General features: G+C 48.0%; 27 protein-coding genes and 2 other annotated features. Of the genes, 14 read left to right on the forward strand and 13 right to left on the reverse strand.

The features are described from left to right. The first annotated feature begins 17 nt into the window (after positions 1–17). Positions 18–653, forward strand: a complete 636-nt coding sequence (locus AS034_RS13770) for a nitroreductase family protein (RefSeq protein ID WP_032085668.1) — start codon at positions 18–20, stop codon at positions 651–653. 72 nt (positions 654–725) lie between these two features. Beyond that, positions 726–1022 (forward strand): putative quinol monooxygenase, encoded by a 297-nt coding sequence (locus tag AS034_RS13775; protein ID WP_058298936.1) that lies wholly within the window; start codon positions 726–728, stop codon positions 1020–1022. 133 nt (positions 1023–1155) lie between these two features. Here the strand turns inward: AS034_RS13775 and AS034_RS13780 are convergent, their stop codons facing one another. Together AS034_RS13780 and AS034_RS13785 are read right to left on the reverse strand one after the other, a co-directional pair. Beyond that, a complete protein-coding gene (locus tag AS034_RS13780; protein ID WP_336433371.1) occupies positions 1156–1869 on the reverse strand; it encodes a DUF421 domain-containing protein in 714 nt (237 codons plus the stop codon). 1 nt (position 1870) lies between these two features. Beyond that, the gene (locus AS034_RS13785; RefSeq protein WP_058298937.1) at positions 1871–2347 is read right to left on the reverse strand and encodes a hypothetical protein; all 477 of its coding nucleotides are present in this window, start codon (positions 2345–2347) and stop codon (positions 1871–1873) included. Positions 2348–2688: 341 nt separating this feature from the next. Between AS034_RS13785 and AS034_RS13790 the strand changes: the two genes are divergently transcribed. The 3 genes from AS034_RS13790 (at position 2689) to AS034_RS13800 (ending at position 5576) form a co-directional block, all read left to right on the forward strand. Further along, complete coding sequence (locus tag AS034_RS13790; protein WP_058298938.1) at positions 2689–4323, forward strand: PTS transporter subunit IIBC; 1635 nt, start codon at positions 2689–2691, stop codon at positions 4321–4323. A 3-nt stretch (positions 4324–4326) separates the two neighbouring features. Then, positions 4327–5118 carry an endonuclease/exonuclease/phosphatase family protein gene (locus AS034_RS13795; protein ID WP_058298939.1) on the forward strand — a complete coding sequence of 264 codons (792 nt, stop codon included), beginning with the start codon at positions 4327–4329 and terminating at the stop codon, positions 5116–5118. A gap of 116 nt (positions 5119–5234) precedes the next feature. Continuing rightward, positions 5235–5576, forward strand: a complete 342-nt coding sequence (locus tag AS034_RS13800) for a YflT domain-containing protein (protein WP_058298940.1) — start codon at positions 5235–5237, stop codon at positions 5574–5576. Positions 5577–5660: 84 nt separating this feature from the next. On the opposite strand, the gene AS034_RS13805 is transcribed toward AS034_RS13800, so the two are convergent. Continuing rightward, positions 5661–6134 (reverse strand): hypothetical protein, encoded by a 474-nt coding sequence (locus tag AS034_RS13805; protein ID WP_058298941.1) that lies wholly within the window; start codon positions 6132–6134, stop codon positions 5661–5663. A gap of 287 nt (positions 6135–6421) precedes the next feature. On the opposite strand from AS034_RS13805, the gene AS034_RS13810 reads away from it, so the two are divergent. The 8 genes from AS034_RS13810 to AS034_RS13845 all read left to right on the forward strand — a co-directional run bounded on the left by AS034_RS13810 (position 6422) and on the right by AS034_RS13845 (position 16251). Further along, positions 6422–8101, forward strand: coding sequence for a hypothetical protein (locus AS034_RS13810; RefSeq protein WP_058298942.1), 1680 nt, complete (start codon positions 6422–6424; stop codon positions 8099–8101). A 394-nt stretch (positions 8102–8495) separates the two neighbouring features. After that, on the forward strand, positions 8496–10217 hold the full coding sequence (locus AS034_RS13815) for a pyruvate oxidase (protein WP_058298943.1): 1722 nt from the start codon (positions 8496–8498) through the stop codon (positions 10215–10217). Positions 10218–10228: 11 nt separating this feature from the next. Then, a complete protein-coding gene (coxB, locus tag AS034_RS13820; RefSeq protein WP_052011245.1) occupies positions 10229–11230 on the forward strand; it encodes a cytochrome c oxidase subunit II in 1002 nt (333 codons plus the stop codon). 45 nt (positions 11231–11275) lie between these two features. Then, the gene (locus AS034_RS13825) at positions 11276–13204 is read left to right on the forward strand and encodes a cytochrome c oxidase subunit I (RefSeq protein WP_473243013.1); all 1929 of its coding nucleotides are present in this window, start codon (positions 11276–11278) and stop codon (positions 13202–13204) included. Further along, positions 13201–13785 (forward strand): cytochrome c oxidase subunit 3, encoded by a 585-nt coding sequence (locus AS034_RS13830; RefSeq protein ID WP_058298944.1) that lies wholly within the window; start codon positions 13201–13203, stop codon positions 13783–13785. The genes AS034_RS13825 and AS034_RS13830 overlap by 4 nt, the downstream gene beginning before the upstream one ends. 4 nt (positions 13786–13789) lie before the next feature. Next, entirely contained in the window at positions 13790–14056 is a 267-nt protein-coding gene (locus AS034_RS13835; protein ID WP_058298945.1) for a hypothetical protein, read from the forward strand. Between the two features lie 11 nt (positions 14057–14067). Further along, positions 14068–15660: an FMN-binding glutamate synthase family protein gene (locus AS034_RS13840; RefSeq protein WP_058298946.1), complete on the forward strand. Its 1593-nt coding sequence runs from the start codon at positions 14068–14070 to the stop codon at positions 15658–15660. 78 nt (positions 15661–15738) lie between these two features. Next, on the forward strand, positions 15739–16251 hold the full coding sequence (locus tag AS034_RS13845) for a DinB family protein (protein ID WP_141687720.1): 513 nt from the start codon (positions 15739–15741) through the stop codon (positions 16249–16251). Positions 16252–16411: 160 nt separating this feature from the next. Here AS034_RS13845 and AS034_RS13850 read toward each other — a convergent pair whose 3' ends face one another. From AS034_RS13850 to AS034_RS22995, 9 genes are all read right to left on the reverse strand, one after another. After that, a complete protein-coding gene (locus AS034_RS13850) occupies positions 16412–16933 on the reverse strand; it encodes a hypothetical protein (protein WP_058298948.1) in 522 nt (173 codons plus the stop codon). A gap of 376 nt (positions 16934–17309) precedes the next feature. After that, on the reverse strand, positions 17310–17873 hold the full coding sequence (locus tag AS034_RS13855) for a GNAT family N-acetyltransferase (protein ID WP_032085652.1): 564 nt from the start codon (positions 17871–17873) through the stop codon (positions 17310–17312). 73 nt (positions 17874–17946) lie between these two features. Further along, a complete protein-coding gene (locus tag AS034_RS13860) occupies positions 17947–18438 on the reverse strand; it encodes a hypothetical protein (RefSeq protein WP_058298949.1) in 492 nt (163 codons plus the stop codon). Between the two features lie 129 nt (positions 18439–18567). Next, entirely contained in the window at positions 18568–18750 is a 183-nt protein-coding gene (locus AS034_RS13865; protein WP_032085650.1) for a hypothetical protein, read from the reverse strand. A 605-nt stretch (positions 18751–19355) separates the two neighbouring features. Next, positions 19356–20786, reverse strand: coding sequence for a proline--tRNA ligase (gene proS, locus AS034_RS13870; protein WP_058298950.1), 1431 nt, complete (start codon positions 20784–20786; stop codon positions 19356–19358). A gap of 44 nt (positions 20787–20830) precedes the next feature. Beyond that, positions 20831–21022 (reverse strand) — a binding site (T-box leader). A gap of 48 nt (positions 21023–21070) precedes the next feature. Continuing rightward, entirely contained in the window at positions 21071–22288 is a 1218-nt protein-coding gene (locus AS034_RS13875) for an MFS transporter (RefSeq protein WP_058298951.1), read from the reverse strand. Between the two features lie 90 nt (positions 22289–22378). Continuing rightward, positions 22379–22627 (reverse strand) — a binding site (T-box leader). A gap of 47 nt (positions 22628–22674) precedes the next feature. Next, positions 22675–23301 (reverse strand): hypothetical protein, encoded by a 627-nt coding sequence (locus AS034_RS13885; protein WP_058298953.1) that lies wholly within the window; start codon positions 23299–23301, stop codon positions 22675–22677. Continuing rightward, entirely contained in the window at positions 23294–23848 is a 555-nt protein-coding gene (locus AS034_RS13890; RefSeq protein ID WP_141687721.1) for a sigma-70 family RNA polymerase sigma factor, read from the reverse strand. Before AS034_RS13890 ends, AS034_RS13885 begins: the two co-directional genes overlap by 8 nt. Positions 23849–24209: 361 nt before the next feature. Next, positions 24210–24383 carry a hypothetical protein gene (locus AS034_RS22995; protein ID WP_169792813.1) on the reverse strand — a complete coding sequence of 58 codons (174 nt, stop codon included), beginning with the start codon at positions 24381–24383 and terminating at the stop codon, positions 24210–24212. A gap of 745 nt (positions 24384–25128) precedes the next feature. On the opposite strand from AS034_RS22995, the gene AS034_RS22760 reads away from it, so the two are divergent. Further along, complete coding sequence (locus tag AS034_RS22760) at positions 25129–25278, forward strand: hypothetical protein (protein ID WP_156416146.1); 150 nt, start codon at positions 25129–25131, stop codon at positions 25276–25278. 12 nt (positions 25279–25290) lie between these two features. On the opposite strand, the gene AS034_RS13895 is transcribed toward AS034_RS22760, so the two are convergent. After that, the gene (locus AS034_RS13895) at positions 25291–26739 is read right to left on the reverse strand and encodes a carbon starvation CstA family protein (protein WP_058298955.1); all 1449 of its coding nucleotides are present in this window, start codon (positions 26737–26739) and stop codon (positions 25291–25293) included. Positions 26740–26971: the final 232 nt, after the last annotated feature.

Consider the following 26971-nt stretch of genomic DNA (forward strand, 5'->3'; position numbering starts at 1 on the left):
AAAGGAGTTTTTTCAACATGAACACAACAAGAATCAATGACTTTCAAGAAATCATCACAGGACGCCGCTCGATCCGCAACTACGATCCATCCATCAAAATCAGCAAGGAGGAAATGACTGAAATCCTTCAGGAAGCAACGCTTGCTCCTTCTTCTGTCAATCTGCAGCCGTGGCGCTTCCTCGTCATCGACAGCGCCGAAGGGAAAGAAACATTGGCACCGCTCGCCAAATTCAATCAGACGCAAGTGAAGACTTCCTCTGCTGTCATCGCTGTATTTGTTGACATGAACAGCCTGGATTACGCGGATGAGATCTATGACGAAGCCGTTGAAAAAGGCTATATGCCGGCTGAAGTCAGGGACCGCCAGCTTCCTTCGATAAAAGGCCTGCTTGATGTCATGCCGGCAGAACAATATAAGGAAATGAACCTGATTGACGGCGGCCTCGTATCCATGCAGCTGATGCTTGCAGCCCGAGCACATGGCTACGACACCAACCCGATCGGCGGCTATGAAAAAGACCAAATCGCGGAAGCTTACGGAATGGACAAAGACCGCTACTATCCGGTCATGCTCATCTCCATCGGTAAAGCAGCCGATGCAGGCTACAAATCCGTCCGCCTGCCGGTCGAAAAAATTACAGAATGGAAATAAACCGGGACAAGGGGACAGGTACACTGTCCCATCCCCTAACCCCTATAACTATAAAAGAAATGAGGAATCCATATGATCATCATCCACGCACATTTTCAAATTAATCCTGAAAAAGAAGCTGCATTCCTTGAAGAGATGCAGGCCCTGGTCGCTGCTTCACGTAACGAAGACGGCAATGTCTCATACGATTTAATGAAAGCTACTGACGCTGACCACACCTATACAATGGTGGAAATCTGGAAAGATCAGGCTGCCGTAGAAGCTCACAATACAAGCAGCCACTTTACTTCTTTTGCAGGAAGAGCGCCGGAGTATATGGCCGCTCCTTTAGATGTACAAGTTTACGCAGGCGAGAAAGTTGAAAGATAATCGCACTCCTAAAAAAAGTCGTCCATCATTTACTGGACGACTTTTTTAATACAGAAAGGGCGGTAATCCCTCCGGACATTCTCTACACTGTCCGCATTCACTTTAGTCATTCCCAATCCTCTGGCTATGTCCGCTACTCCCTCAAACCATCATTCCTGCGATCGATAAAAAGACTTCCATCTTCCTGCATCTCCATATAAAAAACATCGCTTCGATTCAATTGCAATTTGTCCAGCTGCATATCAATCCAATCTTTCGTCACTCCCACTTCCTTCAAGTTCTGTTCAACAACCTTGCCATCCACGATTAATTCAGATGGTATGTACGTCGGTGGGGTTTTCACTATATTTTGATCCTCCCTCGTCACGGATTGATAAGCTGGCTTTAAGATAACAGACAGCTTGCCATCCGGTTCAAAGACGGCCGTTTCAACAGCTTTCATTGAAAACAACCCCTTCTCCCGCAGCATCATGCTTAAATCATCCATATTGAGATGCAGCTTTTTTAACGTGTCTTCAAGGATTTTCCCCTTCTTAATGACGATTAAAGGCTCACCATCAAGAACTACTCTCACTTTGGAAGACTTAAGACTGATGTATCCAACAAGGAAGCTCAAGAAGCTCCACCAGATCAAACTGGTCAGCCCGTTCAGAAAAGGTGTCCCCGATTCCCCTGCTATATCCGCTGCGATCGAACCGATTGAAATACCGGTGATATAATTAAAAAAAGTCAGCTGGCTCAGCTGCTTTCTCCCCAGCAGCCGCGCGAGGAGCAACAATACCAGGAAACTTGCGGTTGACCGGGAGATCATCTCCAGGAAATCAACATCCTGCACGTTCACGTTCACGTTAACCTTCCCCTTTCATGGTTCCTTTCTCAATCCAGATAATGAACTTATAGAACAATACCAATAACAATAAAAGTATTGGATCTTCAATGGCAGAATACTCCCATTTCCACCAGCCGTATTGAAAATATCCCCATGGTTCAGGCAGTCTTGCCACCAACTCATAGATCAGCAGTCCTGCTGTCCATACTGCCACGTAGGAGAACTGCTTCAAAAACCCTTTTCCGAAGGGAAAAAAGTTGAGAAACAGGATGTTCACAGGCGGCAGTAAGATAGTATGTCCCATCAACCCCTGCCAGCTGATCCCTTTACCGAAATACCAATAAGCCATATGCTTATATTCTACGATCAGGTCATGAGCCAGTTGAAAGGCAATCGTAAACGTCCATATATGCAGTTTATGGTTCCTTGTCAACCGGCCGCTGAAAAAATAAGCTGCCGAATTGAAAATGATGATTGCTAGTATGAGTCCTATCATTATAATATCCTTTACGAGCTATATTTCTTTTAGTATTAGACAAAATTTTACAATCATACTTTTTTTACAAATCTTCTTCAGTCTGCATACGAACTGCAGCGCGGTGAATCGATATTTTTTCAAAATAATATTTTCCTATTGATTTATGGAAAGAGTTTTCTTATAATAAGATTTATCGAATTTTAGTGCAAACGGTTGCATTTCATTGTATGTGTTCAGAGTACCCTACACTCAATTGCAATCCGGCTTTCATTTTTTATATTTAGAAATGAAAACGCACACAATTATTTTTGAAAACGAATACACAATAGATATTGGTATTAAAGGAGGAAACAGGGATTATGAAGAATTTAATGTCATTTGATTTCTGGCAGAAATTCGGTAAGGCACTGCTTGTTGTCGTGGCTGTTATGCCTGCTGCAGGAATCATGATTTCGATCGGTAAATTGATCGGTATGACGGGTGGAGACATCACGTTAGTGCAAACGGTTGCAAGAGTAATGGAAGACATCGGTTGGGGGATCATCACCAATTTACATATCCTCTTCGCCGTCGCCATCGGGGGATCTTGGGCCAAGGAGCGTGCCGGCGGGGCGTTCGCGGCACTCATCGCTTTCATCCTGATCAACCGCATCACCGGGGCGATTTTCGGAGTGAACGGTGACATGCTTGCCGACCCGGAAGCAACCGTTTCTTCCCTATTCGGACAGACATTGATTGTATCTGACTATTTTACATCAGTTCTTGGTGCACCTGCCTTGAACATGGGTGTGTTCGTCGGGATCATCTCAGGTTTCCTGGGAGCGAATCTTTTCAACAAATATTACAACTTTGATAAACTGCCGGACGCTCTTTCGTTCTTTAACGGTAAGCGTTTCGTGCCATTCGTGGTGATCGGCGGATCGGTCATTACAGCGATTGCACTATCCATCGTCTGGCCGTTCATCCAGGGAGCCCTGAACGATTTCGGTCAATGGATTGCGACTTCACGCAACAGTGCACCGATCATCGCACCATTCATTTTCGGTGCCATGGAACGTCTGCTGCTGCCATTCGGACTTCACCATATGCTGACGGTTCCAATCAACTACACCGAGCTTGGCGGAACTTATAAGATTCTCACCGGATCGAATGCAGGTTCAACGGTAGCCGGACAAGATCCATTGTGGCTTGCCTGGATCGCCGATTTGAACAATTTCCTTAAAGCCGGGGATACAGAAAGCTACAAGCAATTATTGAATGACGTAACACCTGCACGTTTCAAAGTGGGTCAGATGATCTTATCATCAGCTGCCCTCATCGGTATCGCATTCGCGATGTACAGAAACGTCGACCAGGATAAAAAGAAAAAATACAAATCCATGTTCTTCTCAGCTGGTCTTGCTGTCTTCTTGACAGGTGTGACCGAGCCGATTGAATTCATGTTCATGTTCGCTGCTCCCCTTCTATACGTTGTGTACGCCATCATGACAGGTCTTGCGTTCGCGATTGTCGATATCATCAACATCCGCGTCCACTCATTCGGATCGATCGAGCTGTTGACGCGTGTTCCGATGATCGTCAAAGCCGGACTCTGGATGGACCTTGTCAACTTCGTCATTGCTTGTCTTGTCTTCTTCTTCCTGAACTTCGGGGTTGCCAACTTCCTGATCAAGAAGTTCAATTTTCCGACACCGGGACGCAACGGCAACTATATCGAAGACGAAGCAGCAGCCGGAAGTTCTGCTGTGAAAAAAGATTCCATCGCCCCGCAGATCGTCGCTTTACTCGGCGGCCAGGAAAACATCGTGGACGTCGATGCATGCATGACCCGCCTTCGTGTCACCGTTAAAGACACTGACACTGTCGGCACCGAAGCTGAATGGAAACAGAATGGAGCACTCGGACTGATCCTGAAGGATAAAGGCGTACAAGCCATCTACGGTCCTAAAGCAGACGTCATCAAATCCGATATCCAGGACCTGCTTGGAGCGTAATTGATGAAACTGCTGACATTGAACTGCCACTCCTGGCAGGAAGACAACCAGCTTGAAAAGATATCGATCCTGGCTCATGCTATCGCAGAGAAATCCTACGATGTCATCGCGCTTCAGGAAGTCAGCCAGCTGACCGAAAGCGAGACAGTATCGGGCCTTGTAAAAAAAGACAATTTCGCCCTTGTATTGCTTGATGAACTTAATAAGCTGGGCGTCGCCGATTACCAGATCGTCTGGGATTTCGCTCATATCGGCTATGATGTCTACGAAGAAGGCGTCGCGATTTTGACAAAGCATGATATCGTCGAAGAACACCGCTTCTTCATATCCAAAAGTCACGACCAGTCCTACTGGAAGACCCGCAAGATCGTCGGGGCGACGATTTCCTATCACGGCCGCCCCCTTTCCTTCTACTCCTGCCATATCGGCTGGTGGAAGGATGAGGAGGAGCCGTTTCGATATCAGGCCGATTCACTGCTGGAACAGATCACGGCTGAGTCCCCTTCCTTTTTGATGGGAGACTTCAACAACAACGCTTACATCCGCGATGAAGGCTATGATTATCTTTTATCAAAAGATCTTGTAGACACCTATGAGCTTGCCGCTGAACGTGATGACGGTGTCACCGTCGAAGGCGAAATTGCCGGATGGGACGAAAATAAAACGAATTTACGAATCGATTTGGTCCTGGCTAGTGAAGAAGTGGATGTGCGATCATCCAACGTTATTTTCAACGGTAACAACAAACCTGTCGTGTCGGATCATTATGGGATTGAAGTGCATATTAACATGTGAAAGAAGAAGTCCGGAGTTCCACGCTCCGGGCTTCTTCTTATTTTGACTGGAGCGTTCAATCGATTTGTTTAATCCAGTGTTCAAGGGGTAAGTGTCCTTCTAAGGAGGTAATTCCAATGAATCCTATTTTCAAACTGTTTCATAACGATGAACACTTAAGTGAATCAATCGACAAACTCAAAAAGAATGGCGTCAGTGAAGATGACATTTATATGCTTGCCCATGATAATGACCATGTCCGGCGTGCCAGAAAAAGCAATGATGCCAATAAGATCGGGGTCAGTGTAACAGGAGTCGGCACTGCTACCAAAAATATATTCAGAGGAAAGTCTGATAAACTGATTTCGAAAATGAAAGAAATCGGATTTGAACAATCGAAGGCTCAAAAGCTGGAAGAGGAATTAGACAAAGGTAAGACATTATTAGTCGTCAAAAATGAAGATGAGGTCGAATTTTAAAGATGCAACTCAAAGTCAGCAGTACAAAAGCCGGACACTCCTCACAGGGAGCATCCGGCTTTTCGATTTTAAATGTTCAGCTGTCTATCCTTCAACGGTTTCGTCACAATCTCCTATAAAGGTTTGCGGAGTAATTTCCGCATTGAATGTTGTAGAAAACGAACTGCCATTATTTGATGCTTCAATCGTAACATCAGCGGTATCATCAGGCAGAATTGTATAAGAAAAATTCACAATATACTCACCAGTTGGCATCACGTTTCCATTTTGTTGTGCAGTACCGTTCACCATGAAGGCAACAGTATTATCTTCACACGAAATCATCCCGCGTCTGCCCATGGTAAAATTGATTGTGGTCCCCGGAGGCCCTCCGAAGTCAATAGTAAAGTTATTTACTGCAGGGTTACAGTTTGGTCCACCGGTAAAGCATTGTTCAGCAGAAAAATTGATCGTTTCCGTGAACATTTGCGGATCTCCTCCATCAACGACTACCTGCGCCGTTGCGTCGGTTGCTTCAATGCCTAACCTATACTTACAAGTACATTCATTAAGACCCATTCATCCTCACCCCCTTTTTCTCAGAATACTTCATTATATGAACTTAACCATTTCGTTGATTGGGACATATTAGCAGTGACTTCAACCATTTATTACAGAATAATCATCTATTCCCTCTCGATTTGCGGACGAACATCCCTACAAGCTGGTTTTCATGTCTGGACGTTTGCTTGTCAGGTAAGAATTCGTTACCAACCCCCGTTCCCAGCAAAATTTTGAAACCTCCCCCACTCCTCATCCGTATATAAACCATACACAGAAATAGACCTTTGAAAGGGGAACATACATTGGGTAATATATTATTATTTTCAGTGATTGTCGGATTGATCATGGCGCTGCTCCTGGTCCCGGTCACTTTTACAAAAAAGAAAGAAGGCAAAGCGAATCCTTCCGTGGTCGGGATGATCGCTGCCACCATGATCATTACGGTCATCGGTGCCTTCATTTTCTATTACATGACGAACCTCGACCGCAACTTTACGTCGATGTGGATCTTGTTCATCATTGCGGCAGGTGCCGGAGCTGCTTTTGCAGCCGGTAAGGAGCGCATGATCAAAGGAGCGATTTTCCTCATCGGCCTTGGTGTCGGTGCCTACTTCCTGACTGCATTCGTATTCAATGCCGATGAGAAGTATCAATCGGCCAAAATGGATGTGAAAACGGAAATCCAAGCATTTGATGAAAATGAAACACCAGCGAGCGTACCTCCGCAATTTGCACGCAACAAAATGAAAAAAGCATTTGGGCAAGTACCGAATACAAGCTATTATGAACTCGGGAGCCTGCAAATCCAAAAGGTCGACGGTGAGTATGTCTACATCGCACCGGTCGAATTCTCCGGATTCTTCAAATGGATCAAAGGAGACGAAACACCTGGTTACTTCACGCTGAGTGCTACCGATTCATCAGCGAATCCTAAATTCATGAAGGAAGAAATGACCTATACTCCATCTTCTTTCTTCAATAAGAATATTGAGCGTCATATCCGGATGCAGTATCCAAAATATATTTTCAACGGTGATCCGCAGCTCGAAATCAACGATGAGGGCAAACCGTTCTATATCCGCACGTACGGGGACTTCATCTCTGCACGTAACGGATTTGAAGCGAAAGGGATTGTCGTTGTCGATCCTCAGAACGGAGAGACGAAATCCTATAAACTGAGTGAATCCCCTGACTTTATAGACGGGGCGGTGTCGCCGGAAACGGTCAGCCTGCAGAACAGCTACTTCGGTAACTACGTCCAGGGCTTCTGGAACAGCGTTTTCGGTAAATCGGAAGTAAAGCTGCCGTCTGATGAAGGAACCGAAGCGAATGTCAGCCCTATTTTCACCGAAGACGGCGAAATGTACTACTTCACTGATTTCACGTCTCCGAAAGAAGGCGTCGATTCAATGCTCGGGTACTCCCTGACCAACTCACGTACAGGCGAGGCAACATTCTATACAGGTAACCTCGAAGAGTCTTATATGGATTCACAGGGTGCCCTGCAGATCATCCAGAAGAAATTCATCGAGAAAAAATGGGACGGTGAAATGCCGGTTCTATATAACTTCTTCGGTGAAGCAAGCTGGCTGACACCGGTTCTTGACGCGAATGGCTTCCTGCAAAACTACTTCATCGTATCAGCAGCGAATCCGGAGATTTCCGCCTATGCAGATACGCCGAACCAGGCCATCAAGAAATACAAAACCGCCCTGCAAAAAGGCGGCGGCACAGTAGACGGCAGCTCCAAGGCTGAAGAAAAGCAAGCAGCCGGAACCGTCGTACGCGTATACAAAGAAAAGGTCGGTGACTACACGGCTGTCTCCTTCCTGTTGGATAACGGCAAGAACTACCTCGTTTCTTCCGAGCTCAGCCCGCTGGCGATATACCTGAAGGAAAAAGACAAAGTGAGCGTCACTTTCATGGATACAGGCGAGAGCTTCCTGCCGGTGAAGGCATTGAAGATTGAGGGATTGGAATAAAAAGCTAAGGACGAAACCTGAAATGGGTTTCGTCCTTTTTGATTTGATTGATTTTCTTCTCTCACCATCCAAACGTCCCCCCCCACCCCCGCCGTCACGACCGGCTTGCCGCCCTGCACTCAATTCATATTCACTGAATTGAGGATAAAGGAGGACGGCTGTGGATGCTTCATTCATATCTCATCTTCCTCTCATTTTCCTTTCATCTAAGATACCTTTTAATGCTTATTATTTTAACATAAATACCCAATCAGACCAGGTAAAATTACCTACTACAAATTCCCCTCCATCCCTTTCTCACTAACAAAATATAAATCTTTCCTCCCTCTCCGTTTACTCATTCTGTATAAGTGGTAACGAATTACAAAAACCAAATTTTTGGAGGATGATAGAAATGAGTGAACATTCAGCAGGAAAGATAGCTGCAGAGGTCATGGAAGAATGGGATATCCGGCATATATTCGGATTGCCCGGTGATTCGATCAATCACTTTGTCGACAACTTGAGAATCGAAAAGGAGCAGCTGGAGTTCATTCAGGTCCGACATGAGGAGGTCGCTGCACTTGCCGCCTCTTCTTATGCGAAGGTGACCGGCAGGGTCGGCGTCTGCCTGTCGATCGGCGGACCCGGTGCGATCCATCTTCTCAACGGTTTGTATGATGCGAAGGCAGACGGTGCGCCGGTACTCGTCCTTGCCGGCCAGGTGGAGAGCAGTAAGCTGGGGGAGGACTCGTTTCAGGAGGTCCATCTTGAGCGTCTTTTCCAGGATGTATCCGTATTCAATGCCCGTGTTTCTTCACCTGAATCCTTTCCGGATCTGTTAAATCAGGCGATACGGACGGCCTATGCGAGAAAAGGCGTTTCCGTGCTTGTCATCCCGGACGATATGCCAGCACAGAAAATCAAGGACAGTGTACGTAATACGTCAAGCGTGTCTTCGAAGTCAAAGCCGGCTCCTTTGCTTGATGATATCCAGAACGGGCTTAAACTTCTTAAGGATGCCAAACGTCCGGTCATCCTTGCAGGGACTGGTGCTAAGGGGGCAGTGGATGAGCTGGAAGAGGTCGCTGACAGGCTGGCCGCCCCAATCATCTTCACCCTTCCGGCAAAAGGGACGCTCCCCGATGAGCATCCGCTGAATCTCGGCCAGCTCGGTCAGATCGGGACCAAACCAGCCTATGAAGCGATGGAGGAGACAGACCTGCTCATCATGATCGGGACGTCCTTCCCTTACCGGGAGTTCCTGCCGGATGATGCGAAGGCTGTCCAGGTCGATGCCGATCCCGCCCAGATCGGCAAACGATATCCTGTCACGGCAGGGATTGCAGGTGATTCAAAGCTTGTACTGCAGGAGTGGAATAAATCACTGCCACGCAGGGAAGATCGTGCCTTTTTAAAAGAATGCCAGATTAATATGAAGAACTGGTGGAAGCATGTCGAGAAGGATGAAGTCGAAGCGACCACCCCGATCAAGCCGCCTCAGGTCATCCCGATGATCCAGAAGATTGCCGACCATGATGCCGTCCTTTCCGTCGACGTCGGGAACGTGACGGTCTGGACGGCAAGGCATTTCCGGATGACCAATCAAAAATTCATCATTTCGAGCTGGATGGCGACGATGGGCTGCGGACTACCGGGAGCGATCGCCAGCGCCCTCGCCAACCCTGAACGCCAGGCAATCGCCGTGTGCGGGGACGGCGGTTTCACGATGGTGATGCAAGATTTTGTGACGGCCGTCAAATATAAGCTGCCGATCATCGTCGTTATCCTCAATAACCGAAAAATCGGGATGATTAAATACGAACAGGAATCGATCGGCCACCTTGAATATGAAACCGACCTTCAGGACATCGATTTTGCCCAATTTGCGAAAGCCTGCGGTGGTGAGGGGTACAGGGTCGTGAAACACGAGAATCTTGAACCCGCTTTCGATATGGCCGCTAAATCGAATAAGCCGGTCATTATTGATGTGCATATTGAAGATCAGCCGCCCCTTCCTGGAAAAATCACAATGGATCAGGCCGCCGGTTATTCAAAGCATGTGATGAAAAAATTCTTCAAGCAGCATGAAGCAGAAATGCCTCCGCTTCGCAAAGCATTAAAGCGGCTGTTTTAAGGAGGATGCACATGAAACGTCTGTTATTCCTGGTACTTTTTTTCACCATAATGCCGCTCTCAGGATGCAGTTCGCTTCAGGTCCTTGATCCGAAAGGGCCTGTAGCCAAACTGCAGGAAAACTTGTTCCAGCTTTCCACCGGAATCATGATCCTTGTCTTCATCACGGTCTTTTCGATGTTTGTCATCTTCACATGGAAATACAGGGAAACCCCGGAACGCAGGGACGTTACGCCTGCATACGTGAAAGGGAACAGAAAATATGAAATCGCCTGGACAGTGATTCCCATCATTCTTCTATTGATCCTGGCTGTCCCCACCGTCCAGGGAACTTTTTCACTGTCAGATTCCCAGGAAAATGAAGACGGCAAGATGGAAATCACCGTGACAGGGCACCAGTACTGGTGGGAATTCAACTACAGCGATGAGGGGGTCACCTTGTCCAATGAAGTGTGGATCCCTGTGGACACTCCGGTTGTGTTCAAGTTGAAATCAGATGATGTCATCCATTCGTTCTGGGTACCGCAGCTCGGCGGAAAAAAGGACTTGAATCCCGGCGGCACGACCCCTAACCGGCTGACCCTTCACGCCTCTGAAACCGGGGTATATGAAGGGAAATGCGCGGAACTCTGCGGGGCCTCCCACTCTTTGATGAGATTCAAAGTCCATGCCGTCAGCAAGGAAAAATATGATGAATGGATAAGCGATAAACAGGAGGATCGGGCACCTGAGGCGGCTGCATCCGATTCATATGAAAAAGGAAAGAAACTGTTCACATCCAACTGTCTAAGCTGCCACGCCGACGGATACACGGAGAAACGCGACGGTCCGAACCTTGCCGGCGTCGGCAGGAAGGACTATATCGCGAGTGTCATTCCTAACAGCGATGAGAATATGAAAAAGTGGATAAAAGATCCGAAATCCTTCAAGCCCGGGGCAAAAATGCCCGGATTCGGGGATCTGTCAGATGAGGAACTGGAAGCACTCGCCGACTATCTATCAAACTTAAAATAACCTGCAGGGTGAAAAGGGGGTACTCCAATGGACATCAAATATACGATTTTCGGCAGGGAGTTTGTATTCCCGTCGGATATCATCGCAGCGGACCTTTCGATTCTGCTGATGGGAATACTGGCCGTATTTTTCCTGACCCGGTATAAGAAGTGGACATACGCATGGGACTGGATGACCTCCACCCACCACACGAAGGTCGGGATCATGTATCTTGCCGCCGGCGGGGCATTTTTCCTGAGGGCCGGTCTCGATGCGCTGATCATCCGGCTGCAGCTGGCCCTCCCCGAGAATCAGTTCTGGGTCTTTCAAGGTGAAAAATACAATCAGATGATGACGACGCACGGGACGACCATGATCTTTTTCGTGGCGATGCCGCTCTTGATCGGATTAATGAATGTGGCCGTCCCGCTCCAGATCGGCGCAAGGGACCTCGCCTTCCCTTATATGAATCTGCTCAGCTTCTGGCTGTTCCTGACGGGCGGGGCGCTGGTGAATGTTAGCTTTGTGCTTGGCGGTTCACCGTCAACCGGCTGGACGGCGTACTCCCCTCTCAGTCTCGATGCATTTAGTCCCGGCCCCGGTCTTGACTATTATACGCTCGGCATCCAGATCGCGGGGGTCGGCACCATGCTCTCGGCCATCAATTTTCTTGTCACCATCATCCGGAAACGTGCAAAAGGGATGACATTCATGAGGATGCCGCTTTTCACATGGTCCTCATTCGTTACATCGATATTGATTTTATTTGCCTTCCCGGCATTGACCGTTGCTTTGCTGCTCCTGATGATGGACCGCGTCTACGGCACGGCATTCCTTAGCGGTACGGACGGGAATCCGTTGATCTGGCAGCATTTATTCTGGATATTCGGCCATCCCGAGGTCTACATATTGATCCTTCCCGCTTTCGGGATCTTTTCGGATGTCATCACGACTTTTTCACGAAAGAATTTATTCGCCTATGGAGCCATGGTCTTCGCGCTCGTTCTGATCGGATTCCTCGGCTTCATGGTGTGGATCCACCACATGTTCACCGTCGGGCTCGGACCGATTTCGAACGCCATTTTCGCCTTGGCCACGATGTCGATCGCCGTCCCGACCGGCATCAAGATTTTCAACTGGCTGTTCACCCTCCGCGGAGGCGTGATCCGGTTCAAGACGGCCATGCTTTTCTCGCTTGCCTTCATCCCCACGTTCCTGATCGGCGGAGCCACCGGGGTCATGCTGTCATCCGCGCCGGCGGATTATCAGTACCATGACAGTTATTTTGTCGTCGGTCATTTTCATTATGTGATTGTAGGGGGCACGATCCTGGGAATCTTTGCCGGAGTTTACTACTGGTGGCCAAAAATGTTCGGCTTTCTTTTGAACGAGGTGCTTGGAAAATGGCATTTCTGGCTGTTCACCATCGGCTTCCACGTGACCTTTTTCCCGATGCACCTCATGGGGCTTAACGGGATGCCGCGCAGGGTCTTCACCTATTTTGAAAGGGACGGGCTCGGCAGCCTGAATCTGATCAGTACGATCGGTGCCTTCATCATGGCCGCTGCGGTCATGATCTTCCTGTTCAATATTTACTGGAGTATGAGGCACGGTGAAAAAGACACGACCGGGGATCCATGGGACGGACGTACGCTTGAATGGGCGCTCCCATCCCCGCCCCCGGAAGGCAACTTCATCGATCGCCCGGTCGTCACGACGATCGATCAGTTATGGTATGAAAAGCAGAAAGGAGATGGGACCCTGCGGACCATCAGGGAGGACGGACCGATTTATGTATCCCGGAACACGGCACAGCCTGTGTTTCTGTCTGGCATTCTTTTTGTTTCCTCCTTCGGCTTCATATTTTATCAGCCCCTCATTCAATGGGCGGGCGTGATCGGGGTAGCCTCCATGCTGATCCTGAGGTCCTTCAAGGATGACAGCTGGCAGGCTTACACCCGCTCCGAGCTTGAAGGAAAGGAGGAAGAATCATGAACACAGAGCCCTTTCTTCTCGAACAGAAAGAAGACAAGAAAATGGGAATGTGGTTTTTCATCGCCGCCGAGGTCGTCATCTTCGCTTCTTTATTCGGTGTCTACCTGACGCTGCGTTCCCATACAGACGGAGGGCCCTCCCCGAATGAGATGCTTGAACTGAAAGGAGTGATGGTCTCGACCGTCCTCCTGCTTTCGAGCAGCTTCACGATTTACATCGCAAGCCATGCGTCGGAAGCGAAACAAGCCGGGAAGGCGTCCGTATTCCTTCTGCTGACACTGGTCCTGGCTGGAGCATTTTTAATCATGGAAGGAAGGGAATTTCTCCATTACTACGAAAAAGGCTACGAAATGCAGAACAGCTCTTTCTTATCCGCGTTTTATCTGCTGGTCGGGACCCACGGGGCGCATGTTGCCGCAGGATGCATCTGGATGGCCCTCCTGCTCATCCAGCTGAAGTTGAAGGGTCCGGCTGAACAATTGCAGTCAAAGATCGCCGTGTTTTCCCTTTACTGGCACTTTGTCGATCTTGTATGGGTACTGATTTTCACACTCGTCTATTTATACGGGAAGGTGGGATAGCACCATGAAAAAATCGACGCTGATCATCCTATATGTAATTGTCATCGGCACGGCCGTCGCAGGATATCTGCTGATCGAATACGGCAGGAAGCAGATGTCTCCGGCAGCTTCCCTGTTGTCGATCCTCGCTCTGGCCGCCGTCTCCATCGCGGTTCAATTGACATCGCTGATGAAGGCGAAGCCGCCACTGAACAAATGGAAATGGCTTTCGTTATCAAGCGGCCTCCTCATCGGCGGCCTTGCGGTTTTATATCTGGTTTTATTGGAATAGGAGGAAAACAAATGGATGGAATTTCAATTGTATTAGGCATTTTATTAACACTTATCGGACTGATCATCCTGGTTCCGGCCGTGATGATCCTGTATCTTATGTTCAAAGATGAAAAACAGGAAGAACATGCCGTCCTTCGTAATTTTCCGATCCTCGGAAAGATGAGGTATATTTTAGAGAAAATCGGACCGGAAATGCGGCAGTATCTCTTCTCGAATGACAATGAAGGGAAACCATTTTCCCGGAATGAATACCAGCAGACCGTGCTTTCGGGTAAGTACAAATCCCGCATGCTCGGATTCGGTTCTGAACGCGATTTTGAAAAGGAAGGCTATTATATCCGGAATGCATTATTCCCGGTCCAGCGTGATGAACTGCGTGTCGACAATAGTCAGAAAATCAACTCGATGTTATATAAAATCGATAAGGACAATCTATTCAGGAGGAAGGAACACCGCGAGGAAAAAGAGGTCTCCCCCTTCCTGCTCCGTGAAGAAGATTCCCCTGTCATCGGGAAGGAAACATGCAGGAACCCCTTCAAAGTCAGGAGCCTCGTCGGGCAGTCGGCGATGAGCTACGGATCGCTCGGGGAAAAAGCCATCACCGCCCTGTCGACCGGCCTCGCCCTCGCCAAAGGGACATGGATGAACACCGGTGAAGGTGGATTATCGAAGCATCACTTAAAAGGCGGTGTCGATATTATCTGCCAAATCGGACCGGGCCTGTTCGGTGTCCGTACCAAGGATGGAGAGTTCTCATGGGAAGAATTCAAGAAAAAGAGCGATCTGGATGAAGTGAAGGCATTCGAACTGAAGCTCGCACAGGGAGCGAAAACCCGTGGCGGCCATGTCGACGGGGCAAAGGTGACACCGGAGATCGCCAACATCCGAAACGTGGAACCGCATAAATCGATCGACAGTCCCAACCGCTTCAAGGAATTCGGAACCAATGAAGAAATGCTCGATTTCATCGAGAAAATGCGCGAGATCGGCGGAAAGCCGGTCGGAATCAAAATCGTTATAGGGAACACGGATGATTTCGAAAAACTCGCTTCCTATATGGCTTCTTCGGGAAAACACCCGGATTTCATCACGGTGGACGGCGGCGAAGGAGGAACGGGGGCTTCCTATCAGGAATTGGCTGCTTCAACGGGTGTCCCGATCAAATCGGCCCTGCCTTATGTCCATGATACGCTCCTTAAATTCGGCGTCCGCGACAAGTTGAAGATATTCGCCTCCGGAAAACTTTTGACTCCTGATAGAATCGCCTTCGCTCTCGCTCTCGGTGCCGATTTTGTCAACATCGCAAGGGGCCTGATGTTCTCCGTAGGCTGCATCCAGGCACAGGTATGCCACACCAACAACTGCCCGGTCGGCGTCGCAACAACCGACGACAAACTTCAAAAGGCCCTGATCGTCGAGGAAAAAGCTTTCCGTGTCTGCAACTATATGCTGTCCCTTCGCGAAGGACTGTACAACCTTGCAGCGGCAGCAGGCGTCGATACACCTGTAAAACTCAATCGCGGGCATATCGTGTTCCGCGACAAAGACGGCCGGCTGTATCCGATGGAACCGGATGCGGCTCATGTTTTGCAAAAGGCATAAAATCCTGCCCGTCCCTCCAAGGTAAGATCAGGGACGGGCTTTTATATACCATTGACAATCTACAACTATGGTAAAATATTGAATACATACTATTTGAAAGAAGTGATGGGTGTGGAAGATCCAAGAGAAAACATTCTTTTTCATCATCAAGAATTCATCAGATGGGCACGATCGCTGGAGTCTCTTCCCAAGGAAGAATGGCTTCGTCCAGTTGAAGAAGCCAAGTGGAGCATCGCCGAAATAGTCGGCCATCTCGAGCCTTGGGATGAATTTGTCGTGAATAAGCGCCTCCCCTTTCTTGGAACGGGAGAGCCGCTGCCGAGCGCCCCAGATCCGCAGATGTTAAATGAACAATCTGCTACCAAGGCACGTACAAGCAATCAAACAGCAGTCATCCGGCAATTTATCCTTACAAGAGAAAAATTGATTGAAAGCTTAAAAGAGATACCTGATGAATCCTGGGAACAGACACTCAAACCAGGCAGTAAAGAAATAACCCTGATCAAGTATCTCGAGGGGCTGGCTGAACATGACCTTCACCATAAACGGGAAGTGGACCTGGCCATTGAAAAAAGAAACGCTGGGATTTGAAATCCACGGGTTCGGTATTGAGGTACAAAATGCGGATTTACAATGCTTTCGGCACACTAGTCCGCACTTGAATCAGAAGGCAATTTGATAAAAAAATGCTTGGGGACACTGCTCCAAGCATTTTTGCACATTGTTTTCTTTACCCATAGCACCCGTTACTTTAATAAGGCAGTTCGTTTCCGTCTTTATCAAAATACCCGAAATCCGTATGACCCATTAAATCAGGTTCTACATCGTGAAATAAAAATGCTTTCATTCCTTTAGAATCTATTGTTATCAATTCAGCCTCTTGAATTCCAAATTGCACTTTTTCTACTTCTTTTGAGGCAAGCCCGACGATGTAATTATCCTTGCCTGAAGACATTCCCGCATTATTTTCATCAATATTTCCGATACCAATTATTTCGTCAAACCGCCAACCATATTTATTCTTATTTATCTTTCCTGCTGCTAAATAGTTCTTAGGAGTTTCACTTACTTCTGAATAGTAAAAAACATACGCGACACTATCGTAGAGCTTTGTATCAATAATTTCTAAAACTCTAAGTCTGGGATTTTCAACATTACTTAATGCTTCTTCTGGCGTTGAATATGAATTATTCTTTTTACTATTCTCTAAAAAGAATAAAGCAGACACCATCATTATTACTACAGCTACAATACCAATTATTATTTTTTTCATCGTCTCTCCCCTGTATGTAACGTTTCTTGCACTAAAAATTTCACGTCTTCTCAAAGTAACCTGCTTCGATATTTAAATTAGCCACTCTCTATTTTAACATAATTATCCAAAATCCTTTTATGAATTTTGGTAATCCAATTTTTATGGCAGCCAGCATACGAATTCTCACGGTGACAATAACTTCAGTCGTTATCTCAAAACGTTTGAGAATTGCAGTGCTAATTGTTTGATTAAAAAACCTGTTTTATTAACAAATAGAAGAAGTCCAATTTGGTTGCGAATTGGACTTCTTCTATTTGGCGTTGTTAATTAAGTTTTTGTACTCGAAAACCTAACCCGTTAATTTGAAATCCGAGCGTTTCTTTTTCCAAGGAGTTTAGTAATAATCCTCCGCATTCATATAGAACACGTGATTATCCGTCCACTTTCCATTTTCATTTATAAAGCCTTTCCGCGTGCACTCATACTTCATGCCGATTCCTTCAGCAAGCTTGATCGAAGGGGTATTATCAAGATTGATATGTGCTTCCACCCGGTGGTAATTGATTTTTTCAAAAGCGATCTTCAGCGCCCCGCGGACGGCTTCTTTCCCATATCCCTGCCGCCAGTGCGTATTATTCAGCGTATAGCCGACCCGGCCCCAATGAAAATTAAGCCTCATGAGCGTAGAGAAATCAACGCTCCCGATATAAGCACCCGTCTGCTTTAGAAAGATACCGAATATATACACCTCATCGCTATTCATCATGATATTCTGCTGATCGATCATATTGTGGAACCAGAATTCCGTACACTCGCTCATATCCTGCAAGCCGATATCATATTTATGCTGCGAAGGCAGCTTGTTCATATTTTCATGAAGCCAGTTATGATAATCACTCTTCATGAACGGCCTGACAACCAATCTGGCCGTCTCAACGCTTAAACTCCTTTTATCCACGGAGGCACCTCACTTTCAGGGCGGACCCGGAAAATTCTTTTTCTCTTATTATACCAGTTTATGAGGTGCGCCCTTACTCCATTCTTTCAATCTTGATTTCTTTTTTATAAGGAAAACCGAAATACGTATATTTCACCGTCACGGAGTCGACTTTCTTGCAATGATCGACCGCCAGGCCGTAATGACGAATCGTACTTCTGTTATCCAGTTCTTCCAGCTCGATGACCTCTTCACGGTTCAGCTTTGGTTCAATTTCGTACTCATCTATAGGGTGAAAACTGATTCCATCGATTTCTTCCTTTAATGCAAAAATGCCTATCAGCGCACTGGAACGGCTCACCCCCAAGTCCACCTTGCAAGGACGGTCGCCTTCGTTGACAAATACCTTTTTCAACTTGACCCCGTGAAAGCCTTCGTTCTGCAGCTCCACCGTCACAAGTCCAGGCTGGGCGCTGCTCCACCCATAGCCATTACTCGCAAGCGGAGGATTAAATTTTAAATAGAGCACCAGGCACGCCAGGAGAAACGCGGCACAACCGATGATCCATCTCACCATCTTATTCACTGAGTTTCACCTCACAGCTATCCTCTCCTATCAGCCTACGATACAGCTTCCCATATTGTGCTTATTCCGCATCCTCTAATTTTTTCCACAAAAAAGAAGCGCCCCCTCAAGAGAAACGCTTCGCTTCCATCATTTTTGCTGATTCCACTTTTCCCACTCTTCCTCAAGCTCCTTCTCTATTTCCTCATCCGAAAGGGAATGGTCGTCACCATTATCAAAATAATTGGCAATGCGGCCGAGCCTGACATTAATCATCCACAGACTGATCACCACGAATGAAATAATAAGAATCACAATAAGTTCCATGAACACTTCTAATCCCCTCCTTACCTATCTATATTAAGAAGGGCCACCAAATAGACGAGGGTTTGAAAAGAAGGGCCGGAAGAATTATATCCGACATGGATTGGGATGAGATGCGGGCTGGGCCAGGGTAATGGAAGGGGGCTTGTGGATTGGGATGGGTCGGCCCGGTTGGGGATTGCGGGCCGGGGGGGGGGACAGGTACGTCGGCCCAGTTGGTGCCTGGTGCAGGGTGTAGAGGCGGGGTTGCGGGGTGCCTGGCTCGATTCGGGATGATTGAGCCAGGCTCGATTCCGTCGTTTTGAGCCAGGCTCAAAGTCGGGGTGTTGAGCATGGCTCAGATTTGGGTTTTTGTTCCTGGTTCAAATTGGCGGTTTGTGCCTGGAACAAACCCGGGCAGCTGTGCCTGTCACAAACCTCCTTGATTGTGCCAGGCACAGACATCTGCAAAAAAAATGTACCAGGTACAAATAGTATTTCTTGTACCTGGTACATTTCCCCTATTATGTACCAGGTACAATTTCACCGACCTGTACCTGGTACACCAACACTGCATTGTACCTGGTACAAACCCACACCCCCGTACCTGGTCCACACATCGCATACCCCAAATCCTAATAAGCCTTCGCCCAATACACCATCTTCTCAGCCGGTTTCCCGCAGCAGACGCAGGTGTCTCCCACTTTCTCCTGCTCGAACGGCATGCAGCGTGAAGTCGCGCCGGTTTCTTCCTTGATTTTCTCTTCACAGGCAAGCTCGCCGCACCACATTGCTTTTACGAAGCCGCCTTTTTCCGAGACAACCTTTTTGAACTCTTCAAACCCTGCAGCAATGGTCGTCATTTCTTCGCGATGCTCCTTTGCCTTTTCAAAAAGGTTCTTCTGGATTTCTTCGAGAAGTTCAGGCACTTTCGTTTGAAGCTCACCCACTGGGACCGTCACCTTTTCACCGCTATCACGGCGGGCCAGGATCACCTGACCGTTCTCGATATCACGCGGCCCGACTTCGAGGCGCAATGGAATCCCCTTCATCTCATATTCATTGAACTTCCAGCCCGGTTTCTTGTCGCTCGCATCGATCCCGACACGCGCCACGGCTGACAGCTTCTCTTTCAAATCATAGGCAAAATCAAGCACGCCCTCTTTATGCTGCGCGATCGGCACGATCATCAGCTGGGTCGGTGCCATGCGCGGCGGTACGACAAGTCCCCGGTCGTCTCCGTGGACCATGATCATCGCCCCGATGATGCGCGTCGTCAGTCCCCATGATGTCTGCTGCACATGCTGCAGCTTTCCTTCGCGGTCGGTGAATTGAATACCGAACGCTTTCGCAAATCCGTCACCCAGGTGGTGGGACGTCCCGGATTGCAGCGCTTTTCCGTCGTGCATCAGGCTCTCGATCGTATACGTATACTTCGCACCGGCAAACTTTTCTTTTTCCGTCTTCTGACCTTTCACCACCGGGATCGCCAGCAGCTCTTCGCAAAGCTCCGCATACACGTCGAGCATCCTTACCGTTTCTTCGTGCGCGTCTTCATCCGTCTCATGGCATGTATGACCTTCCTGCCACAGGAACTCCAGCGTCCGCAGGAACGGCCGCGTCGTTTTTTCCCAGCGCACGACATTTGCCCATTGATTATAAAGCTTCGGCAGATCGCGGTAGGAGTGGATGATGTTTTTATAATGCTCGCCGAACAGCACCTCGGAAGTCGGGCGTACACATAATCGCTCAGCCAATTCCTCTTCACCGCCGTGCGTCACCCATGCCACTTCCGGCGCAAATCCTTCGATATGATCCTTCTCCCGCTGCAGGAGGCTCTCTGGAATGAACAGCGGCATATACACATTCTCATGCCCTGTCTCCTTGATTTTCGCATCGAGCGCACTCTTGATATTTTCCCAGATCGCATAGCCGTAAGGACGGATGATCATCGATCCTCGGACGCTTGAATAATCGACCAGCTCCGCCTTCTTCACGACATCTGTATACCACTGGGCGAAATCCTCGTCCATCGCCGTGACGTCTTTTACAAATTCTTTTGCCATACTGGACACCTCTTTTTTATAAAATAAAAAAAGCCCGGCTCATCATCAGGGACCATTACTGGCGGTACCACCCTGATTCAAAGCAAAGCTTCACTCTCTCACATGATAACGGTATGAACCGCTGAATATTCAGACTCAGAGGCAGGTTCAAATGATTGTCTATAGGAGCCTCGCACCAATCGGCCCCCTCTCTGAAAAGACAGGGTCACTCTACTGATCCTCATCGAAGATTTCAAGTATTTGAACTGATTATATAGAGATTTCCATGTAGTGTCAATTTAATTTTAGCGTGGTTCGATAGCGGCTCTTTCAGCCTGCTTCTCCTCCGCCCGGCTCAATGAATAGATACAGAGTAAAACGGTTACGGCCGCCATGATCAGGGAACCGCCTGCCACGACGTGACGGATGGACAAAACTTGAGCACCCGCACCGATCAGGATGGTTGCAGCGATAACCAGAAACCCTTCGACCCAGCCGTACACACTGCTCACCCGTCCCATCACTTCGACAGGGATCCGCTCCTGAATGAATGTGTCAAACCCGGTTTGAGCAAAGGCAAGAGCGAAGGACAGCAGCGAAAACCCGATGGCTGCAGCCATAAATCCACCCGAGACTGAATAAACCATGTATCCCGCCGATACCGCGACCGAGCCGAACGCAAACAGCTTCACATCCCGTACCTTGTTTGCAATCACGGTATTCACCATTGCGCCGGCGAGATATCCCGCTCCCGCAATACTCACCAAATATCCATACGTGCTGTTCGAAAATCCGAGCACTTCTTTTGAAAAAGCAGCCTCCAGCGAATCGACGGCCGCAGTGAGCACAATCATGCAGCTGAATAAAAAGTACACCATCATCACATAGAGGCGGTGCAGGCTGAAACGCCTGACCACCCGCAGATCCTCTTTTATCATGTCCAGCGACAGCTTCTTCGCCCCCTCGGCTGCGCCCTCTTCCACATCCGGCAGAAAAAGGGTCACAATCCCGGAGAGTAACAACGCCGCTCCATTTAAAAAGATGGCGGTTTCCGGGGTGCCCACAATGAAAAGTAATCCTGCAACCGCTGGTCCGACAATGAATGCACCGGAACCCACCAGACTCCTGAGTGCATTGAACCTCTGCCTTTTATTCTTCGGGATCAGCATCGTCATATACGTCATCGATGCCGGATAAAAAACAGAACTCCCCATATTGACCACAAACACCACCGCGTACATGAGCGGCAGTGAAGAAATGAACGGCAGCACTGCCACCAGGACAGCCCTGGATACATCCAAAAACACCATCAGCCTCCGCTTATTCAACCTGTCGACCACACTCCCCGCCCACGCATTCGTAACCAATGCGGCAAGCGGCTTCAACACATACAATATGCCGACTGCCAGTGCCGAACCCCACTCATCCAGCACAATCAGATTCAGAGCGATCAAGAAAATCCATGCCCCAATATTAGACAACCCGATACTCAACAACAGCAACAACGGATTCTTCCAACCCATCAACCATTCCTCCCCGCGATTTTATTCAGAACGTCCCCCATCTTCAGAAGGACGACAATAAAAAAATCCCACCCCCAAGACCTCTTCAGTCTTGGGGGCGAGATTTGATCGCGGTGCCACCCCAGTTCACCGATATGTTGCCATACCGGCCTTTTCGGGTACTGCCTAAGGGGCCCATACCCTAGCTCTATAACAGGAGCTCCCGTCATACCATCCCCGCCGAGGTTCCGGTATGCAGCTCAGAGTCTTGGTTCACCGAAAGCCTCCCTGCCCCTTTTCAGCTCCCGGGGCTCTCTGGCGAAGGATTCTGCCGGCTACTCTTCTCGTCATCGCATTTGTTAATTTTTACTATATTATCATCTGATGAGGAGGAAGTAAACCTATTTTTACATGATCAAGTAGGGCTCCACCATCTCTTCATACCCTGGCTTATTGCCGATCATTTCAAGCATCATCTCCCACAGCTCATCCAGCGCCCGGCTGTCGGCCGTCGTGTGGCAGCCGGAAGATCGGTACTCGTAAACATCACCCTTGATCCTGGCTTTCACCTCATATCCCCCGTAAGGCTGCATATTACAGCCCTTATCGTCCGGAAGATCCAATCCACCTTCAAAATCAATGCTTTCAATCTTGGCAAAAATCCTATCCCTTTCATCTTTTGTAAAAGAAAGTGGTTTTACGACATCTTCCCGGGTAATCGTCCCGTCAAACGTACTTACCGACGGACCGTGGGAAGCGTTGATTTCAATATCAAAGTTCTTACTGTTCTCAAAAAAACCGCTCAGCCACTCATTTCCGATGAAGCCGAGGTTCTCCCCCTTCACCACTGCAAAAATGAACAGCAGCAACACCACAATCAGCAAACTGATCACGGGAGCATACCACCGCCTCCGGTACGGCTTATCCCGCTTTATTTTTTGGCGGACTTTCCCCTTCAGCTCGGAATTGAAATCCAGATCTTTCAACCCCTCATCGGTCATTCTCTTGATCTTCCGCTCGAGTTCCCTATCCATCATGCCGCCCCCGTTCTCCGTACAAGCGATGCAGCCTGTCCCTGCCCGTTTTCAGTCTCGTCTTGACCGTACCCGTGCTAAGTTCCAGAACCCCTGCGATCTCTTTCACCTTTAATTCCTGATAATAATGCAAAAATAATACCTCCCGATACTTGACCGGCAGTTTGAGGAGCTTCGAATGCAGCTCACTCCGTTCTTCTCCGTGAATTGTCTTCGATTCAGGATTTCCGCGTTCCTGAAGGACCTCGCTCAGCTTATTCGTGAAAAGGACCTTCCTCGTATCCCAGCGCTTCAGATGATCCTTGCATTGATTGATCGTGATCCGCATCAAATATGTCTTCAGACTCGACTCACCCCTGAACGATTCCATCTTATTGTAAAACTTCACGAACACTTCCTGCGCAATATCCTCCGCAAGCCCGTGATCCTTGACATACGAGTACGCCATATATAAAACCGCCCGGCCATACCGGTCCATGGCCTCTTCAAGCAGCTCATCCCTGTTTAATTTTTCAATCGGCAATTCGTCCGCATCCAATAGATCCACCCCAGTTCTCTACACCTTTGACGACAGAGGATAGTAGATGGTTTGATTTTTTTTAAAAGAGGTTTTGACAATTTGAAGAAGTTGGGAGGAGAGTACGTGGTGCCATATCCATAAAATGGCAAATTCATCATAAAACAAAATTTTTCAGCATAAAATGAAATTTTTCAGCATATATTTGATTTTGTCAGCATATATTAGTATTTTTGCGCATAAAACGGGATTTGTCAGCATAAGTTGGATAAGTCAGTTGGGTCATGTAGGGGTTCGCAGCGGGCAAACCGATTTCTTTACGAGCAGCCAACTCTAAAAAATTCAATAAAAAAAGAGCTCCTACAAAAACTAAGCGCTCTTCTTCGTTCTATTAACTTCCCATCTTACGGCGGGTATTACTCGGCTTCTTCGTTTGCTGACTCTGCATGCGCTGATTCGAAGCCAGACCGTTCTTCGACTGCTTGCCGCCTGACTGGGCTTCTTTCTTCTTCGCCAGCTGCTGCTTCATCGCTTCCTGCAGGCTGATCTTTTTCTTTTCCGTCATCTTGAAACCCCCTTTTGAGGTGAAAACCTTCTATTTCTCCATTATAATACATCTTTTCAGGGAAAACAGCTTGTTTTTTGAATGCTTCCGGTTAAAAACCGCATCATCCCACACTCCGACGTGTCCCTTCAAGTGAAAATTTTGGATGCCAACCTCTTTTCAAGCCACTTTTCACATTTTCCGATCCACTTTCAGAAAATACAAGCCACTTTCCAAATTTACGTGCCACTTTTCAATTTTATGAACCACTTTCATCGATTTTCAAGCAACTTGTCGAAAAATCTTTACGCCGCCCTCGCTGCGAGGCGTTGCTTCCAAAACGGCAGCCTAGGAAAGCACCGCCTCCCCACAACCCCGCCAAACCAAAAAAAGACCAACCCCCAAAGAGGTTGGCCCCTCACCAAATCCTAGTGATATCCATTCTGCCCATTTGCAGAACCAGATGTCTTTTGCTTAGGTTTGTGGTTTTTATTCTGCTTTGTTCCGCCGTCTTTTTTCGTTTTCTTTGTCATGCTGAATCACTCCTGTTTCATTAGATTAAAAACAAGTCGTAAAATCTGCATCCGGTCCGTGGCGGGACAAGGGACCTGTCCCCCCGTCCCGCTGCAACTCATACATCCCTGCAGCCAGAGCCAGGACCGGCAGCTTAACAAAACAATGGTTTTATGAACCATTCTTATTTTGTGCAAAAAAAGAAAAGAGCTTCCCGGTAATAACCGGAAAACTCATCAAGGATAACAGAAAAATGTCATTGCTCAGGGTGCTGAAATCATTTTCCATCCTGGCCGGTGAAATTCAGCAGCAGCCCCGCCGGATGAGGAACCTCCTCCCATCCGGCAGCTTCAACAACCACGTTCAGGCTGCAGCCGGCATATTCCAAAGCGGCCTCCAGTAACTCCTGCAACCTTTACGCCGCTGGCTGAGGAACATCCTCATCAACCTGGATCACACCGCCTGCGTTCAGTCGTTTTCTCAGGCTCCAAGCAAAGGCAATGATAACAGCGATCGTACCAGCCGTCGCGCCTGCATAAGCAATGCCCATCGACAATCCGAAACCGATTGGTGCGTTCAGGATATACGTGAACGTGACCATCGTCATGAATACGGCCGGTACACTCGCCACCCAGTGAGGTTTTTTCTGAAGGGCAAGGTACATGGCGCCTACCCACAGTGCGATCATGGCCGTTGATTGGTTTGCCCAGGAGAAGTATCTCCATAGTAAGTTGAAATCAATCTGTGTCAGAGCGATTGAGATTGCGAATAATGGAACGGCAATCCAAAGGCGGCTTGACATTTTTACCTGCTTCACGTTGATATAATCAGCAATGATCATACGGGCGCTTCGGAAAGAAGTGTCACCTGATGTGATCGGAAGGACGATGACACCAAGGATCGCAAGTGTTCCGCCGATGGAACCAAGCATTAACATGGACACTTCGCTGACGATTGCAGCAGGTCCGCCTTCAGCTAAGATCGCACTCAGTTCACCCGGCTCGAATAAGCTCATCGCAGCCGCTGCCCAGATCATCGCGATGATGGCTTCAAGGATCATCATGCCGTAGAAGATCTTGCGTCCGTTCTTTTCATTTTGAGTCGTTCTTGAAATGATCGGAGACTGTGTCGCATGGAATCCTGACAGCGCCCCGCATGAAATCGTCAAGAATAATAATGGGAAGATAGCGACAGAATCAGGGTGCATATTTGTCAATGTGATTTCAGGGATGTCAGCACCTGTAATCACAAGTCCTGCACCGACACCGACAGCACTGATTAGAAGCAGTGCCCCGAACAGCGGATACACGCGGCCGATGATTTTATCGACCGGAAGCAATGTTGCCAAAAGGTAATAAACGAAAATCGCGGCAATGATCACGCCCAATGAAATCCATGCCGGAGTCAAATCGGCGATCAATGCTGCAGGTGCTGTTACGAATACCGTACCTACAAGAACCAGAAGTAAAATCGAGAATCCATTCACGACGTGCTTCATTGTTTTTCCTAAAAACTTACCTGCAAGGGCAGGCAGATGCGCGCCTCCGTTGCGGATTGAAATCATACCAGTCAAGTAATCATGAACGGCCCCTGCAAAAATAGCCCCGAGGACGATCCATAAAAATGCGACCGGTCCATACAATGCCCCCATGATCGGTCCGAAGATCGGCCCGACACCGGCGATGTTCAAAAGCTGGATCATCGAATTCTTCTTCGTGTTCATCGGCACGTAATCGACGCCGTCCGCTTTTGCGTAAGCAGGTGTCGTACGTCCCTCATTTACACCAAAGAGCTTTTCGATGAATTTTCCATATGTGAAGTAACCAACGATTAATAATGCGATTGCAACAAGAAATGTGACCATGATGCTGATCCCCTTTCGTTCAAAATGAATACGCTTACATCATATCAAACAATGTCACAGTATCGTCACATTCATGTCCAACATGTCAAAAATACAGACTGACATGCGTTCCAGACTGGTTGACGTGCAGTGGGGTTTCATGCCGATAATCGCGCCGTACAGACCATTCCTCCCAGTCCTTTCTCCCTGCCTGTAACGCTCCCTTAATGGAATCTTCACACTGCCTTTTCAA

Source organism: [Bacillus] enclensis, from assembly GCF_001456935.1.
GTDB classification, from domain to species: Bacteria; Bacillota; Bacilli; order Bacillales; family Bacillaceae_B; genus Rossellomorea; species Rossellomorea enclensis.

Excerpts from the sequence above, each read along its gene's own strand:
- AS034_RS13770 (WP_032085668.1), top strand. The coding sequence starts at position 18 with ATGAACACAACAAGAATCAATGACTTTCAAGAAATCATCACAGGACGC.
- AS034_RS13775 (WP_058298936.1), top strand. The coding sequence starts at position 726 with ATGATCATCATCCACGCACATTTTCAAATTAATCCTGAAAAAGAAGCT.
- AS034_RS13785 (WP_058298937.1), bottom strand. The coding sequence starts at position 2,347 with ATGATAGGACTCATACTAGCAATCATCATTTTCAATTCGGCAGCTTAT.
- AS034_RS13790 (WP_058298938.1), top strand. The coding sequence starts at position 2,689 with ATGAAGAATTTAATGTCATTTGATTTCTGGCAGAAATTCGGTAAGGCA.
- AS034_RS13795 (WP_058298939.1), top strand. The coding sequence starts at position 4,327 with ATGAAACTGCTGACATTGAACTGCCACTCCTGGCAGGAAGACAACCAG.
- AS034_RS13800 (WP_058298940.1), top strand. The coding sequence starts at position 5,235 with ATGAATCCTATTTTCAAACTGTTTCATAACGATGAACACTTAAGTGAA.
- AS034_RS13805 (WP_058298941.1), bottom strand. The coding sequence starts at position 6,134 with ATGGGTCTTAATGAATGTACTTGTAAGTATAGGTTAGGCATTGAAGCA.
- AS034_RS13815 (WP_058298943.1), top strand. The coding sequence starts at position 8,496 with ATGAGTGAACATTCAGCAGGAAAGATAGCTGCAGAGGTCATGGAAGAA.
- coxB (WP_052011245.1), top strand. The coding sequence starts at position 10,229 with ATGAAACGTCTGTTATTCCTGGTACTTTTTTTCACCATAATGCCGCTC.
- AS034_RS13830 (WP_058298944.1), top strand. The coding sequence starts at position 13,201 with ATGAACACAGAGCCCTTTCTTCTCGAACAGAAAGAAGACAAGAAAATG.
- AS034_RS13835 (WP_058298945.1), top strand. The coding sequence starts at position 13,790 with ATGAAAAAATCGACGCTGATCATCCTATATGTAATTGTCATCGGCACG.
- AS034_RS13840 (WP_058298946.1), top strand. The coding sequence starts at position 14,068 with ATGGATGGAATTTCAATTGTATTAGGCATTTTATTAACACTTATCGGA.
- AS034_RS13850 (WP_058298948.1), bottom strand. The coding sequence starts at position 16,933 with ATGAAAAAAATAATAATTGGTATTGTAGCTGTAGTAATAATGATGGTG.
- proS (WP_058298950.1), bottom strand. The coding sequence starts at position 20,786 with ATGGCAAAAGAATTTGTAAAAGACGTCACGGCGATGGACGAGGATTTC.
- AS034_RS13875 (WP_058298951.1), bottom strand. The coding sequence starts at position 22,288 with ATGGGTTGGAAGAATCCGTTGTTGCTGTTGTTGAGTATCGGGTTGTCT.
- AS034_RS13885 (WP_058298953.1), bottom strand. The coding sequence starts at position 23,301 with ATGGATAGGGAACTCGAGCGGAAGATCAAGAGAATGACCGATGAGGGG.
- AS034_RS22995 (WP_169792813.1), bottom strand. The coding sequence starts at position 24,383 with ATGACGGAAAAGAAAAAGATCAGCCTGCAGGAAGCGATGAAGCAGCAG.
- AS034_RS22760 (WP_156416146.1), top strand. The coding sequence starts at position 25,129 with ATGTCATTGCTCAGGGTGCTGAAATCATTTTCCATCCTGGCCGGTGAA.
- AS034_RS13895 (WP_058298955.1), bottom strand. The coding sequence starts at position 26,739 with ATGGTCACATTTCTTGTTGCAATCGCATTATTAATCGTTGGTTACTTC.